This is a genomic window from Bacteroides luti, assembly GCF_900128905.1.
Lineage (GTDB): Bacteria > Bacteroidota > Bacteroidia > Bacteroidales > Bacteroidaceae > Bacteroides > Bacteroides luti.
On record NZ_FQTV01000007.1, the window covers coordinates 25347 to 42879 of the forward strand.

The 17533-nt window shown below is 38.1% G+C and carries 6 protein-coding genes; all 6 read left to right on the top strand.

What is annotated here, in order from left to right; genetic code table 11:
- The first annotated feature begins 176 nt into the window (after positions 1 to 176).
- The 6 genes from BUC21_RS07815 (at position 177) to BUC21_RS07840 (ending at position 17463) form a co-directional block, all read left to right on the top strand.
- Entirely contained in the window at positions 177 to 3023 is a 2847-nt protein-coding gene (locus BUC21_RS07815; RefSeq protein ID WP_073401197.1) for a glycoside hydrolase family 2 TIM barrel-domain containing protein, read from the top strand.
- A gap of 27 nt (positions 3024 to 3050) precedes the next feature.
- Entirely contained in the window at positions 3051 to 6410 is a 3360-nt protein-coding gene (locus BUC21_RS07820) for a glycosyl hydrolase (protein ID WP_073400976.1), read from the top strand.
- A 197-nt stretch (positions 6411 to 6607) separates the two neighbouring features.
- A complete protein-coding gene (locus BUC21_RS07825; protein WP_073400978.1) occupies positions 6608 to 8038 on the top strand; it encodes a sialate O-acetylesterase in 1431 nt (476 codons plus the stop codon).
- A gap of 4 nt (positions 8039 to 8042) precedes the next feature.
- Complete coding sequence (locus tag BUC21_RS07830) at positions 8043 to 10337, top strand: DUF5703 domain-containing protein (protein WP_073400980.1); 2295 nt, start codon at positions 8043 to 8045, stop codon at positions 10335 to 10337.
- A gap of 20 nt (positions 10338 to 10357) precedes the next feature.
- Positions 10358 to 12964, top strand: a complete 2607-nt coding sequence (locus tag BUC21_RS07835) for a glycoside hydrolase family 2 protein (RefSeq protein WP_073400982.1) — start codon at positions 10358 to 10360, stop codon at positions 12962 to 12964.
- A 95-nt stretch (positions 12965 to 13059) separates the two neighbouring features.
- Positions 13060 to 17463: a hybrid sensor histidine kinase/response regulator transcription factor gene (locus tag BUC21_RS07840; protein ID WP_073400984.1), complete on the top strand. Its 4404-nt coding sequence runs from the start codon at positions 13060 to 13062 to the stop codon at positions 17461 to 17463.
- The last annotated feature ends 70 nt before the right edge of the window (positions 17464 to 17533 follow it).

A 17533-nucleotide genomic window follows, 5' to 3' on the forward strand; every position in this document is an offset into this window, starting at 1 on the left:
AAAGAGGTCTATCCATTTATTCCAATAGGTTTAGCTTTTACATATACGCCGTTCAAATGCTTTTTATATAGCATTTGAGCGGTGTTCTTTTTTTGTTTTATTGGGTACAAAAATGTTATCTGCTCGTCTTTCTGTATATAAGAAATAAAGAGATTATGAAGCATACAATTCTGAATCTGCGAAAAGCAGTCGTTTTTTTATCATTGTTTTTAACTTCCTTCTTATACGCTCAGAAGACTGACAAGGAAACTCTTATCCAGTATTTATCTGGTAAAGGAGCTGATGATGCAGTAGCGTGGGATTTTTATTGCACTGATGGAAGAAATTCCGGTAAGTGGTCTAAAATCATGGTCCCTTCTTGTTGGGAAACACAAGGATTTGGACAATTTCAATACGGTATAACATTCTACGGTAAACCTTTTCCTGATGGAATAGCAAAGGAACAAGGACAGTATAAACATGAATTTGAAGTTCCAGCTTCATGGAGAGGAAAAAGTGTACGTCTTGTTTTTGAAGCTTCAATGACCGATACTGAAGTAAAAGTAAATGGTCGTAAAGCTGGCGAAAAGCATCAAGGTGCATTCTATCGCTTTTCTTACGATGTTACTGATATGCTGAAATATGGAAAAAAGAACTTGCTGGAAGTAACAGTTAAGAAAGAATCAGAGAATGCAGGTGTAAACCTGGCAGAAAGAAGAGCTGACTACTGGAATTTTGGTGGAATTTTCCGTCCCGTATTTCTGGAAGCAAAACCTGCAATGAATATTAAACGAATTGCTTTGGATGCAAAAGCTGATGGCTCTTTCAAAGCTTCTTGTTACCTTGGAAATGCTACTTCAGATAAATTAAGTCTTAAAACAGTTATTCTTGATGCAGCTGGTAAAAAGGTGAAAGAAACCGTTTCTCCTGTAAAGGATGGGGGAGACTGGACAACTGTTTCTTTAAACGTTGCATCTCCTAAATTATGGTCGGCCGAAACTCCAAATCTATACAAAGCTCAATTCTCTTTGGTTGATAAAGATGGAGTGATTCTTCATCAAACAGAAGAAAAATTCGGATTTAGAACAATTGAAGTTCGTGAAAGCGATGGTCTTTATATCAATGGTGTACGTGTGAATATTCGTGGTGTAAACCGTCACAGTTTCCGTCCGGAAACAGGTCGTACTCTCGATCGCGCTAAGAACTATGAAGATGTTCGCTTGATCAAAGAAATGAATATGAATGCTGTTCGTTTGTCTCACTATCCTGCTGATCCTGATTTCTATGAAGCTTGTGATGAACTGGGATTATATGTAATGAGTGAACTTGGCGGATGGCACGGACATTATGAAACTCCAGAAGGTGTTAAACTAGCGGAAGAAATGGTTACCAGAGATGTAAATCACCCATCTGTTATCTGGTGGAGCAATGGTAATGAAAAAGGCTGGAATACTGAATTGGATGGTGAGTTCCATAAATGGGATCCTCAGCTTCGTCCGGTTATTCACCCACAAGGAAACTTTAGCGGATTTGAAACAATGCACTATCGCTCTTACGGCGAAAGTCAGGAATATATGCGCTTACCTCAGATTTTTATGCCAACAGAGTTTCTTCACGGATTGTATGATGGCGGACATGGTGCCGGATTGTATGATTACTGGGAGATGATGCGTAAGCATCCTCGTTGTATCGGTGGTTTCTTATGGGTATTGGCAGATGAAGGTGTGAAACGTGTGGACGAAGATGGCCGTATTGATAATCAGGGAAACTTTGGTGCCGACGGAATTGTTGGTCCTCATCACGAAAAAGAAGGAAGCTTCTTTACTATCAAACAGATCTGGTGTCCGGTTCAGGTTATGAATACGAGTCTGGATAAGAACTTCGACGGAGTATTCCAACTTGAAAATAGATATGATTTTACTAATATAAATGAATGTAAGTTTGTTTGGAAGCAAGTTGCGTTCCCTTCTGCTTTGGATGATAAAGGAACTACTGTTGTTTTGAAACAAGGTGAAGTAAAAGGTACTGATATTGCTCCGCATGCAGCTGGTGTACTTAAAACAAATATGCCTTCATTAACTGATAAAGTGGATGCTGTATTCCTTACTGCTATTGATAAGAATGGAAAAGAACTATGGCGCTGGAGCTGGAAGGTTGAAGGTAAGACTCAGAAAGAAGAGGCAAAATCTGGCAAGATTGCTTCTTACAAGGAAACAGATAATGCTGTAACTGCTACAGTTGCAGATAAAAGCTATACTTTCAGCAAAAAGGATGGTCAGTTGAAAGAGGTGATTAGCAACGGAAAGAAAATATCTTTTGCTAATGGTCCAAGATTTATTGGTGCTCGTCGTGCCGACCGTTCATTAGACCAGTTCTATAATCATGATGATCCAAATGCCAAGAGTCTGGACAGAACTTACAAAGAATTTAATGATGCGGCTGTATTCGAAAAACTTACAGTGAAAGAACAAGGTAATGATTTAGTAATCACTGCTTCCTATAAACTGGGAAATATGGAGACTGCTCAGTGGACAGTAAGACCTGATGGTTCTCTTGTATTGAACTATACTTATAACTTCAATGGTGTTGTAGATTTAATGGGAGTAAGATTTGATTATCCTGAAGATCAGATGCAAAGCAAGCGCTGGTTGGGTAATGGCCCTTACCGTGTATGGCAAAACCGTTTGCATGGAACAACTTATGATGTTTGGGAAAACAAATACAACGATCCTATTCCGGGAGAGTCATTTACTTATCCTGAATTTAAAGGTTATTTCGCAAACTGTTCATGGATGAACCTGACTACTACCGAAGGTGTTATTTCTATTACCAATGAAACACCTAATGTGTATTTAGGAGTTTACCAGCCAAGAGACGGACGCGATGCATTGTTATATACTTTGCCTCAAAGCGGAATTTCTGTATTGGATGTAATCCCTGCAGTAAGAAACAAAGTGAATGCTACAGATTTGATTGGTCCTTCTTCACAACCTAAATGGGTGAGCGGACAAAAAACTGGTAAATTGATTTTCAACTTTAAGTAAATTCATAAATTCTGAGGGAGAATCTGAATAATGAGCAAATATAAATCATTTCTATTGTTTCTGTTGATTTTGTGTTGTACGGCTGTTACTGCACAAAAAACGTTGTTGTCCAATAGATTTAATAATCCACCGGAAGAGGCATCTCCATGGGTGTTCTGGTATTGGATGCACGGTGCTGTTTCTAAAGCAGGTATTACTGCAGATATGGAAGCAATGAAGGCTGCCGGTTTAGGCGGTGCTTACCTTATGCCTATAAAAGATACTATAAATAATAAATCTTTTCTTCCTGCATACAGGCAGCTTACTCCCGAATGGTGGGAGATGGTTCGCTTCTCCATGCAGGAAGCTGACAGGGTAGGACTGAAACTTGGTATGCATATTTGTGATGGCTTTGCTCTTGCTGGCGGACCGTGGATTACTCCCGAGAAATCTATGCAGAAAGTTGTGTGGAGTGATACAATTATTTCGGGCGGGAAAATAAAAAATATGCGTTTGCATCGTCCTGAATCTTATGAAGGCTTTTATAAGGAAATAGGACTTTATGCCATACCTGTTCAGGAGGAATACTCAACTGAAATAAATGTTCCGGAAGTTTCTTCTTCGAATGCCCAGGATAAAACTCCTTCTTACTTAGTTACACGAAACGCTGAAGGGGCTTTCAAAGCTTCTTCTGCCTGCTGGATTCAATACTCATTTAAACAGCCTTTTACTTGCCGCTCTCTTGAACTTGTACTGAACGGAAACAACTATCAGGCTCATCGTTTAAAAGTTTGTGTTAGTGATGATGGCGTAAACTTCCGTACGGTTAAACAATTAACTCCTGCACGTCAGGGTTGGCAGAATACGGATGAGAACTCTACTCATATTATTCCTGCAACAACTGCTCGTTATTTCCGCTTTTACTGGGATCCGAAAGGTTCTGAACCTGGTGCGGAAGATATGGATGCTGCAAAGTGGAAACCAACTCTGAAAATAAAGAAACTATATTTATCCAGCAGAGCTTTAATAGGTCAGTTTGAAGGTAAAGCCGGATTGGTTTGGCGTGTAAGTAAAAGAACTCAATCTGATGAATTACCGGATAAGGATTGTGTAAAGCTGAATCAGGTGATTGATCTCTCTGCTTCTTTAAATGGTGATTTGTTGAATGCAACTCTTCCTGCAGGAAGATGGAGAATTGTAAGAATGGGACATACTTCTACCGGACATACCAATGCTACCGGTGGTGCAGGTAAAGGACTGGAATGTGATAAGTTCAGTGAAGAGGCTGTGAAGATACAGTTTGACCATTGGTTTGGCGAAGCTTTCAGAAAGACTGACCCTGAATTAGCGAAACGTGTATTGAAGTTTATGCATGTAGATAGCTGGGAATGCGGAAGTCAGAATTGGTCGGACAATTTTATGGCCGAATTTAAGAAACGCAGAGGGTATGATCTTACTCCATACTTATTGGTATATACGGGTACTCCTCTTGAAAGTGCAGAAAAAACGGAGAGCATTTTAAATGATATTCGTCAGACAATTTCAGAACTTATTGTAGATGTGTTCTATAAAACTTTAGCTGATAAAGCGAAAGAATACAATTGTGAATTCTCTGCTGAAAGTGTTGCACCTACTATGGTTAGTGATGGTATGCTTCACTATCAGGCTGTGGACAGACCAATGGGAGAATTCTGGTTAAACAGCCCTACTCACGATAAACCAAACGATATGCTTGACGCTATATCTGGCGCTCATGTCTATGGAAAGAATATTATTCAGGCTGAAGGGTTTACCCAGCTACGCACTATGTGGAATGAGAATCCTTCAATGCTTAAACCTTTACTCGATAGAAACTATGCTTTAGGTATTAACAAACTGTTTTATCATGTTTATGTGCATAATCCTTATGTGGATAAAGCACCGGGCATAACATTGGATGGTATTGGACTTTACTTCCAGCGAGATCAGACTTGGTGGAAGCAAGGAAAAGCATGGGTTGATTACGCTCGCCGTTGTCAGACATTGCTTCAGTTTGGTCATCCGGTAGTTGATGTTGCTGTGTTTACCGGAGAAGAATTGCCAACAAGAGCTATTCTGCCCGACAGACTTGTTCCTTCTCTTCCGGGAATATTTGGAAAAGAGCGTGTGGAATCTGAAGCAAAACGTTTAGCGAATGAGGGACAACCTGTAAGAGAAATGCCTGTGGGTGTTTCCAACTCTGCAAACATGACTGATTTGGGCGATTGGATTGATCCATTATCAGGCTATGCTTATGATTCTTTTAATAAGGATGCATTAGTACGTCTTTCAAGATCGGAATATGGAAAACTAATTGTTTCCGGTGGAGCTGAATATAGAATATTAGTATTGCCTAAACCACATCCTATGTCTCCTGACGGAGATTATATGAGTCTGGAAGTGGCACGCAAAATCAGATTACTTCAAAAATCCGGCGTTGTAGTTTTACTGGGTGATAAACCATCAAGAGTTCCAGGATTGGCTGATAAGGATTATAACACCAAAGAGGTAAATAAGATAGTTGACCTTATCTGGTCGGCATCACCACAATATAAGCTTCCTTATAACGAAGCTGATTTTTCTCAGTTCGGTTTAAAGAAGGATGTTATCTTTAAAAATAATGCAAAAGATTTTGCGTGGACTCATCGTGCTGACGAGAATGTTGATATCTATTTTATCGCTAATCAGAAGAATGAACGTCGTAAAGTGACCGTTTCTTTACGCTGCAGTAGCAGACAGCCGGAATTATGGAATCCTGTAACCGGTGAAATTAAGGATGCGGAAGTGTGGAGCGAATTTGATGACAGAACAGAAGTTGCTTTAGACCTGGATGCTAACGAATCGGTTTTTGTTGTTTTCCAACGTGAAACTAAAGTTGTTTCAGGAAACAAGCAGTCAATTGTTACCACTGCTCCGTTGCAGACTAAAGATTGGACGGTGAATTTCCCTCAAGTATCCAAAAGCCTGAAGAAAGATTCTTTGTTTGACTGGAGTAAAGAAAGTGATGCTGATATCAAGTATTACTCTGGTACTGCCAATTATCAGACTACATTCCAATGGAAGAACAAAGTAGGCAAGAATGAAGTATATCTTGATTTGGGTAAAGTAAATGTAATGGCCGAGGTTATTGTTAATGGAATAAATTGCGGAATTGCATGGACTGCTCCTTACCAAGTTAATATTACCAAAGCAATAAAGAAAGGAAATAACAACTTAGAGATTCAGGTTGTAAATACCTGGTTGAATAAGATGAAAGGTGTGCATGATCAAAAGATTAAAGCAGATAATGTTTGGACAAATGCTACCTATTGGTCAGAAAAGTTACCTTTGCAAGAGTCAGGACTTTTAGGACCTTTAAATCTTCTTATAAAGGAAAGTAAGAGAAAGTAATAGAGACATTAATAATTTAAATTAGTTTGGTTAGTAGAAACATGTACATGTTCGGATCCAATCATGTACAAGATTGAAAGTAATCATGTACAAGATCGAGGACTAAACATGTACATGATTGGTTTAAGATAACCTCAATAAATACTTAGTTTATTATCGGGTTTTACTTAGATACTGATTATTAAATACATAGTTAAATGAATAACAAGTTCAGATTCGGAGCACTCGCGTTGGCGATCTCGCTCTTTTGTTCGACCACAATAAAGGCCGAAGTTAAACTTCCAGCTTTTTTCTCAAATGGAATGGTTATACAACAACAAACTAATGCTTCTTTTTGGGGAACTTCAACACCTGATAAGAAACTGACAATTGTTACATCATGGAATAAAAAGAAATATACTGTTGATGTTGACGGAACAGGAAAATGGAAAATTGCTCTTGCAACTCCTACAGCTGGTGGTCCATATTCTATCACATTCAATGACGGCAAACAAACAACTTTGCAAGATGTGTTGGTTGGCGAGGTATGGCTTTGCTCTGGTCAGTCGAACATGGAAATGCCAATGAAGGGTTATAAGAACCAACCGGTTGATAACTCGAATATGGATATCCTTAAATCTGCAAATTCTCAGATTCGTCTATTCACTGTAGGTCATAATTCTGTTATCGATGTGCAGAGTGATGTAAAAGGCGACTGGAAAGCTGCTACTCCCGAGTCTGTAAGAGAATTCAGTGCAACAGCTTATTACTATGGTCGTCTGCTTCAGCAGTTGCTGAATGTTCCGGTTGGACTGATTTGCAGCAGCTGGGGAGGTTCTTGTGTTGAGGCCTGGATGGATAAAGAAATGCTGAAAGGTTTTCCTGAAATTAAGATCCCAAAATCACCCGAAGATATAGTAGAGAAGAACCGCACTCCTACAACTTTATACCAAGGCATGATTGCTCCGTTGGTTGGTTATACAATTAAAGGTGCAATATGGTATCAGGGAGAATCTAATTATGATCGTTATCAATCATACACAGATCTTTTCTCAACAATGATTAATTTATGGAGAGCAAGATGGAATCAGGGTAATTTCCCATTCTATTTCTGTCAGATTGCTCCTTATGATTATTCAATCATTACTCCTGCCGGAAAAGAAGTTATTAATTCAGCTTATTTACGTGAAGCTCAAAGCAAAGTAGAATGGAAAGTAGAAAATACAGGTATGGCAGTATTGCTTGATGCTGGATTAAAGGAAGGTATTCACCCAAGAAAAAAACAAATTGCTGGTGAGCGTCTTGCTCTTCAGGCTTTGGTGAAGACTTATAAAGTTAACGGTGTAACTGCCGACGGACCGGTTTATAAAGAGATGGCTGTTCAGAATGATACTGTTGTTTTAAGCTTTGACAGAACACAAATGTGGGTTGCCGCCCCAAAAGGTGACTTGCAAAACTTTAAAGTAGCCGGTGCAGATAAGAAATTCTATCCTGCTAAAGCATGGATTGTAAGAAGTAAGGTATATGTAAAATCTGATGAAGTAAAGAAGCCTGTTGCTGTTCGCTATGCTTTCGAAAACTATGTGGATGGTGATTTATATGGCACTGAAGGTCTTCCTGTTTCTTCATTCAGAACTGATAATTGGTAAATAGATGAAAAAAGCTTTTGTTGCATTTATATTATTGATTTTTATATCTACCAGTCGTGCCGCTAAAGTGACCGACTGGCTGGATTCATATAATGTTTTGTGGACTTCTCAAAGCAAGGGCTCTTACGACTCCATGCCTTGCGGAGGTGGAGACATTGGCCTGAATGTGTGGGTGGAAAACAATGAACTTCTGTTTTATATATCACGCAGTGGCTCACTGGACGAAAACAATTGTCTTCTTAAATCAGGACGTATCCGTGTAAAGCTTACTCCAAATCCATTTATAAATTCAGGCTTTAGTCAGCAATTAAATCTTCGAAAAGGTTTTGTCGATGTTAATGCCGGCAATACGAATATCCGTTTATGGGTAAACGTGTTTAGTCCGGTTATTCATGTTGATATAAATAGCAAAGAAAAGCTTTCAGCAGAGGTTTATTATGAAAACTGGCGCTATAAAGATCGTCCGGTTAGAAAGGGAGAGGGGAATGCCAATTCCTATAAATGGGCAATTCCTAAAGGACTTGTAACAAAGGCAGATGTAATAGAGAATAGTACTGATAAAGTAATTTTCTATCATAAAAACGATGCTCAGACAGTATTCGACGTAACAGTTGCTCAGCAAGGAATGGATTCTGTTAAAAGCAAGATGTATAATCCGATTGGAAACCTTACATCCGGTGGAATGCTATTCGGAGATAATCTGAAGTTTGCAGGAACCTCCTCAGGAGAATACGCCGGAACTGATTATAAATCATGGTGCATGAAGAGCGTAAAACCGTCATCTTCGCATCACGTTCTGATAGCTTTGCATACCCAACAGACAGAATCACTTAATCAGTGGAAACAAGGATTAGCTGATATTGTGAAAGGTATAAAAAGTAATGATGATAAGAAAAGAACTCAAGCTTGGTGGAACTCATTCTGGAATAAGAGTGCTATCCGCATAAACGAAAAAAATAAAGATTCCGAAGCCTGGAAGATTGGAAGAAACTATCAGCTTTTCCGTTATATGTTGGGATGTAATGCTTACGGTAGTTATCCAACTAAATTTAATGGTGGCTTATTTACTTTTGATCCGGCTCGCGTTGATTCTACACTAAACTTCACTCCCGATTTTCGTAAATGGGGTGGGGGAACAATGACTGCCCAGAATCAGCGATTGGTATATTTCCCGATGCTTAAGAGCGGAGACTTTGATATGATGACGTCTCAGTTCGACTTTTATCTGCGTATCCTAAAGAATGCAGAACTAAGAAGTAAGGTTTATTGGAATCACGAAGGAGGATGCTTTACTGAACAAATAGAGAACTTTGGTCTACCTAATCCGAGTGAGTATGGATGGAAACGTCCGGCAAACTTTGATAAGGGATTAGAATATAATGCCTGGTTGGAATATCAGTGGGATACTGTTCTGGAGTTCTGTAATATGATTCTTGAAACAAAAGAATATAATAACGAGAAAATAGATAAGTATGTTCCTTTGATAGAAAGCGTTCTGACTTTCTTTGATGAACACTATAGAATGCTGGCTACTCAGCGTGGTAGAAAAGTGCTGGATGGCGACGGACATTTAGTACTTTATCCGGGTTCGGCTTGCGAAACTTATAAGATGGCTTATAATTCCACATCTACCATTTCGGCTCTGACAGTTGTTTTAGAAAAGATGATTGAATATTCTGCTGCGGATAGTACTAAATCTGCTCGCTGGAAACAGATGCTTTCAACTATTCCGCCCATTACTATAAGAGAAGAGAATGGAAAGAAGATGATTGCTCCTGCCAAATTGTGGGAAAGAATCAATAATATTGAATCTCCGCAATTGTATCCTGTTTTCCCATGGAGAGTATATGGAGTTGGGAAAAAAGATTTAGATGTAGCGGTTAATACCTATTTTAGTGATTCTGATGCGTTGAAATTTAGAAGTCATATAGGATGGAAGCAAGATAATATCTTTGCTGCTTGTCTGGGACTCACCAAAGAAGCACAGAGGCTGACTTCCTTAAAAATGAAAGATAGCGAACTTAGATTCCCTACATTCTGGGGACCAGGTTATGACTGGACTCCCGATCATAATTGGGGAGGCAGTGGAATGATTGGTCTTCAGGAAATGCTGATGCAAACAAACGGAGAACAGATTCTTCTTTTCCCGGCATGGCCTGCTGAATGGAACGTTCACTTTAAGATGCATGCTCCTAAAAATACGACTGTTGAGGCTGAGCTTAAAGATGGAAAGGTTACATCACTACAAGTATATCCTGCTGAAAGGATGAAAGATGTTGTTATTATGATTAAGAAATAATAAAATAAATACAGAATAGAATGAAGAATGTTATTGCAGCACTTTTGCTCTTTTTAATGCCGGCGCTTTGTTCCGCTGGTTCATATAGTCCTGAAACTTCAGTTGCAGGCTTTATTGATTTAAAAGGCAGTGGGAGAATTGTTTATAATTTCAATCCGGGATGGCGTTTCTTTAAAGGAGATGTTAAAAATGGCGGTGCTATGGGACTGGATGATTCATCGTGGGAAGTTGTTGCAACACCACATACAGTAGCATTGGAAGCAGCGGAAGCAAGTGGATGCCGCAATTATCAGGGACCGGCTTGGTACAGAAAGCATTTTGTGGTTGATAAATCACTAAAAGGAAAGAATGTCTCGGTATACTTCGAAGCTGTGATGGGTAAATCGGATGTTTATGTAAATGGTAAACTGGTAAAACAACATCTTGGTGGATACCTTCCTTTCAGTGTTTCGCTAACCGATCTAGGCATTCATGCCGGTGAATCTTGTCTGATTGCAGTCTTTACCGATAATAGTGATGATAAGAACTTCCCTCCGGGAAAGAAACAATATACGCTTGACTTTGCTTATCATGGAGGTATCTATCGTGATGTTTGGATGATTGCAAAATCACCTGTGGCTATTACAGATGCAATTGAAGCTAACAAAGTTGCCGGTGGTGGAGTCTTTGTTCATTATGATAATATCAGCGAAAAAAGTGCCGATGTTTTTGTAGATACGGACGTAAAGAATGAAAGCAAACAAAGCAAGACTGTATATCTGGAAACAGAACTTTGTGATAAAGCAGGGAAAGTTATAGCTCGTGAAAAAACAAAGCTTGTTCTGGCTAATGGTGAAAGTAAAACAGCAAAGCAAAAGATTACAGTTCGCAAACCAAATCTTTGGTCTCCGGATGATCCGTATTTGTACAGGATCAATTCACGAGTACTCGATGGTAAAGTTTCTCTGGATGGCGGAACTACTCGTATCGGTATTCGTAAAGCTGAATTCCGTGGAAAAGATGGATTCTATTTGAATGGAAAGCCTTACGGACAATTAATAGGTGCTAACAGACATCAGGATTTTGGCTATGTAGGAAATGCTCTTCCAAACTCTCAGCAATGGCGCGATGCTAAGAAATTACGTGATGCCGGCTGCAAAATAATCCGTTCGGCACATTATCCTCAGGATCCTGCATTTATGGATGCTTGCGATGAACTTGGTTTGTTTATTATTGTAGCTACTCCGGGATGGCAATTCTGGAATAAAGATCCTCATTTTGCTGAATTAGTAAATGAGAATACACATCAAATGATTCGTAGAGATCGTAATCATACATCAGTTCTTATCTGGGAACCAATATTGAATGAAACACGTTATCCGTTGGATTTCTCTTTATCAGCTTTGAAGGTTACCAAAGATGAATTCCCGTATCCGGGTGCTCCGGTTGCTGCAGGAGATTTGCATTCAGACGGAGTTGCTGATAATTACGGCTTGGTATATGGATGGCCTACTGACGAAGGAAAAGCTAAACAATGTGTCTTTACACGTGAGTTTGGTGAAAATGTAGACGACTGGTATGCTCATAACAATAACAACCGTGCATCAAGAAGTTGGGGTGAACGTCCTCAGTTAGTTCAGGCTCTTTCATTAGCAGAATCTTATGGTGCGATGTTTAAAACAACCGGACAGTTTATCGGTGGTGCACAATGGCATCCTTTTGATCATCAACGCGGTTACCACCCAGATCCATATTGGGGAGGAATCTTTGATTGTTTCCGTCAGTCGAAATATGCATATTACATGTTTAAGAGTCAGATATCTCCCAAAGCTACTCATCCTGTTTGTGAAACAGGACCAATGGTCTATGTAGCGAATGAAATATCTCCTTTTTCAGATAGTGATGTGGTTGTTTTCAGTAATTGCGATTCTGTAAGATTGATTACTTATGAAAAAGATACGATAGTACAACCAGTTATTCACGAAAAGAATGGAATACCTAACGCTCCGGTAATATTTAAGAATGTGTATAATTTCTGGGATATGAGACAATATACTTATGTTCAGAAGAACTGGCAGAAAGTAAGTTTTGTTGCAGAAGGAATTATTGATGGCAAGGTGGTATGCAGTTATAAAAGAATGCCATCACGCCGTTCTACAAAACTAAGACTGACACTCGATCATGAAGGACAAGCATTAGTTGCTGATGGCTCAGATTTTGCGGTTGTAATTGCAGAGGTTACTGATGATAGCGGAAATGTGCGAAGGTTGGCAAAAGATAATGTAGTTTTCACCGTTGAAGGTGAAGGAACAATTATCGGCGATGCAAGTATTGGTGCCAATCCGCGAGCTGTTGAATTTGGCTCTGCTCCTGTATTGATTCGTGCAACAAATAAGGCGGGAAAAATTAAGGTTAAAGCTCATGTTCAGTTTGAAGGGGTGCATGCACCAACATCTGCCGAACTAGAATTTGAGAGTATTCCTTCTGAGAAACCATTTTGTTATATAGATCAGGTACAAAGCAAAGTTAACCGTAACAATAAAACGACCAATGAAACAAAACCAACTCTTACAGAAGAAGAAAAGCAAAAAGTTCTGAATGAAGTTGAACTTCAACAGACAGAGTTTGGTGAAAAGCACTTAAAATAGTGATTAATAAGTTTCAAAGTGTTAACCCATTGTTGTACATTTGTCTGCCTTTGTTTAACTTTGACCTCAATACTTAAATAAAACAGACAGAAGACATGAATAAATATTTGGTGCTTATAATTATGTTATTTTGCTGTCGTTTTGCGACAGCAAGCAATAACATAATTATTGAGCATTATTCAGTTGAGAATGGAGTTCCTCATGAAATTGTAAATTGTGCGATCAAAGATTCAGAAGGCTTTGTATGGTTTGGCACCTGGTATGGATTATGCAGTTTCGATGGACAGAAGTTTAAAACATACAATAGTCGGAATCTCTACTACACAGATATACCTCCCAGAAAAATCCAAAAAATAATAGAAGATAAAAGCTGTAACTTATGGGTCAAAACCGTTGACCACAAGCTTTATCTTTTTGATAAGCACAAAGAGTGCTTTTACTCCGTGTTTAATGAACTGAGAAAAAATTACTCAGTAAATTCTCAGATTATTAAGATTCAGAAAACAGCCGACGGAGAAATTTTATTATTAACAAAAAACAAAGACTTATTAAAAGCTTCCTCCAACAAGGATGGCAAACTTAATATTATTCTCCTTCACAACTCAAAAGTCAAGGCTGGCAATACAAAGCTGAAGAAAAATCTATTGTGCGAAAGTAAGGATTATATCAGCTGGATTGGTACAGATTACAAAATTCTGTCCAGCCCTAAAGGAAATTCCTTAAAATCTAAGCCATCAGATTTTATATTGAAAGGACTTGGTGTTACTCCCGAAACAGAATTATCATGTGCATACGAGAATAAAGGTGTTTTATGGGTAGGTGACAAACAAGGTAATATTTATCTGATAACCCTCTATAACGGACGTATCATCCCAATAAAAATATTATCCGGTAAAGGAGCTATTGAGAATATCTTTATTGAAAACAGAACAAAGATATATATTTCTGTTGCTAATAAAGGTGTCTATTTGTATGACCTGAAGAAAAAGACTTTCAAACAGTTATTCACTCCTCAGGTTAAAGAACCTGTTGTGAAGCTATTTAGTGATAGTTACGGAAAAATATGGTTTGTTCTTGGAAAGAAAGGAGTTGTATATTATAACCCGGTAAATAATCAGATTAAGCAGTTCATTTTTCAGGATGGTCTTGTAAATGAAGAAATTCAGGAACAAGACGGAAAAGAACATGGGATGTTCTTTATTACTTCATCAGGTGATTTAGTCCGGATAGATCGTAATAAACTTACAGAGGATTACTTAAATCATTCTGAAGAGTTCCTTAAATTCGAAAAAGGGAACAGACTTTGTAACTTATTAATGGACAAAGACGGTGTATTGTGGGTTACTTCTTTAGACAATGGTATTTATAAAATTACTTTTCCTAAAAAACAATTTTCTCTTTTTTCTCCGTGTAGCTTTGAAAACAAAACTACAGATGCCGAAGTCTGTAAAGTGGGAGTTAAATCTTTGTTTGAAGCAAAGAATGGTGATATATGGGTAGGAACCCGTAATTCGGAAGTCTATAGAACTGCTAGAAATGGTGCTTTAAAGCAAAAGTTCTTTGAGGGTAATTACAATATTGGAAATGTATACCATATAATGGAAGATAACCAGGGTAATCTCTGGTTCTCAACCAAAGGAAAAGGACTTGTAAAGGCAGAACCTGATAATTCATCAAAATTGGGATTCCGTTTTACCCGTTTTATGAATGAAGAAGATAACCCGAACTCAATTAGCAGTAATGAGGTTTATTGTTCTTATCAAGATAGTAAAGGGCGCATCTGGGCTGGTTTGTTCGGTGGTGGTCTGAATTTACTGGAGGAAGAAAATGGTAGAGTCATCTTCAGACATAAGTATAATTGCTTTAGCTATTATCCATCCAATGGCATGTATATGGAGATTCGGAATATGATCGAAGACTCCGAAGGACGTATATGGGTTGGTACCAGTGATGGGTTGATGTCTTTTGATGGAAACTTCAAAAGAGCTGATAAAATAAAATTTGAGGTTTATCAGAATAGATCAGATATTTCAGATAATGATATATATGCATTATACAAAGACAAGAAATCACAAATATGGGTAAGTGTTTTCGGAGGAGGATTAAATAAGCTTATTAGCTATGATCATGAAACCAGAATGCCTGTTTTCCAATCGTATGGCCTGAAGGAAGGATTGAAAAGTGATGTTATCCTGTCTATAGTGGAGGATAAAAAAGGTAATCTCTGGTTGGCTACCGAAATGGGTATTTCCCGTTTTAATATGAAAACACAATCTTTCCGTAACTTTGATAAGTATGACGGCTTTATTCCGGTAAAAATGGAAGAGGAGTGTGCATTACGTTGTGCATCCGGACAGCTATGGTTTGGGTGTAAAGATGGTATAATAAAGTTTGACCCATCCAGACTTGAAACATATAATTTTGCAAATAAAACTTTTATTGTTGATTTTAAAGTTTCTAATCAGGACTACAATTCATTGAATACAGGCGAACATGGATTATCAGTGAAAGAGCTTAAAACTATAACTCTGAAGCACAATCAGTCTATGTTTACAATTGAGTTTGCTGCACTAAACTATTATAATCAGAATCGCATCAGCTATAAGTATATACTTCAGGGATACGAAGAGGAATGGCACTTTAATGGAAAGAACCGGATTGCTTCATATACAAATGTACCTCCGGGAAAGTATCTGTTTAAGGTAAGAACAATCGACGAAGCAAATCCTTCTTTTGTTTCTGAAAGAACATTAGAAATTATAATTCTTCCACCTTGGTGGAGGTCTGATATTGCCTATGTAATTTATGTTATATTGTTCCTGGCTTTATTATATGGAGTTATGAAGTTTGTCTTTTTTATGATAAAGATAAAGAATGACATCTATATTGAACAGAAACTTGCAGAATTGAAAATTAAATTCTTTACCAATATATCACATGAGCTGCGTACGCCTTTGACATTGATTAAGGGGCCTATTCAGGAGTTACGGGAGAAAGAAAAGTTATCCGACAAAGGAGCCCGATACATTGATTTAATGGAAAAAAGTACTGATCAGATGCTTAATCTGGTGAATCAGATTCTCGACTTTAGAAAGATAGAAAATGGAAAAATGCGTTTGCATGTTTCTCTGATAAATCTGAATTCGATGATTGAACATCTGAGCGAAGAGTTTGAAGTTCTTTCTGAAGAAAATGAAATTAGTTATACCTGTCAGTACAATGACAGTGACATCTTTGTGTGGGCAGATCAAGAAAAGTTGGAAATCGTGATCCGTAATCTTCTTTCGAATGCATTTAAGTTTACCCATTCTGGTGGAAGTATAATTCTTACAGTTGGCCTTCTTCCTGACGGAAAAGCTTGCTTTGTTAGAGTAGAAGATACCGGTACTGGTATTCCTCAGAATAAACTTACTGAAATATTTGAGCGTTTCTCACAAGGTGATAATGCAAAAGATACTACCTATAAAGGTACCGGAATCGGATTGGCTCTTTCTAAAGAACTGATGAATTTGCATCACGGACAGATTACAGTTGAAAGTGAGCAATCTAAAGGGTCGGCATTTACAGTAGAACTATTGTTGGGCAAAGAACATTTCAAACCTGACGAGGTCGATTTCTATTTCAGTGATCAGGTTGATAATCTTCCTCAGGAAACTGCAATTCTGGATACAAACAGAAATGAAGAAGAGGATGAGCTGGAAGACGATTTGAGCAAAGACAATTCTACATTGCCAAGCTTATTGCTTGTAGAAGACAATAAGGATTTATGTAATCTGATAAAGATGCAATTGGAAGATCAGTTCCGTATTTACATCGCGAATAATGGAGTTGAAGGTTTGAAGAAGGTTCATCTGTATCATCCGGATATTGTTGTAACCGATCAGATGATGCCGGAGATGGATGGAACGGAAATGTTGCAGCGTATCAGGAAAGATTTTAAGATCAGTCACATTCCGGTAGTTATACTTACTGCCAAGAGTGGCGATGAAGCTAAGACTACAGCTATTAGTCTTGGAGCAAATGCTTATATAACAAAACCTTTCAGTAAGGATTATCTGGTAGCTCGCATAGAACAGCTATTAAGAGAAAGAAAACTATTCCAGGAAAGGCTTTGGAAAAAAGATAATGAGGAACCATCGGTTGATTATGAGCAATTCCTTGTTCAGAAAGATGTTCAGCTATTAGAGAAAATCCATCAGGTTATTGAAGATAATCTTGATAACAGTGATTTTAATATCGATACTATTGCTTCTACTATTGGTTTAAGTCGCTCATCTTTCTTTAAGAAGTTAAAAAGTCTCACCGGACTTGCTCCTGTAGACTTAGTTAAAGAAATTCGACTGAATAAATCAATTGAGATGATTAAGAACACCGATTTAAGTATTTCGGAAATAGCTTTCGCTGTTGGTTTTAAAGATGTGGGATATTTCGGTAAATGTTTCAGAAAGAAATATGATCAGTCTCCACGCGAATACATGAATACTTATAGAAAATCGTGAAATACTGATTACAAAAGGCTTTTCTGTTCGTTTTAGAATTATATTCATTAACCCAAATAAAAGTTTACTA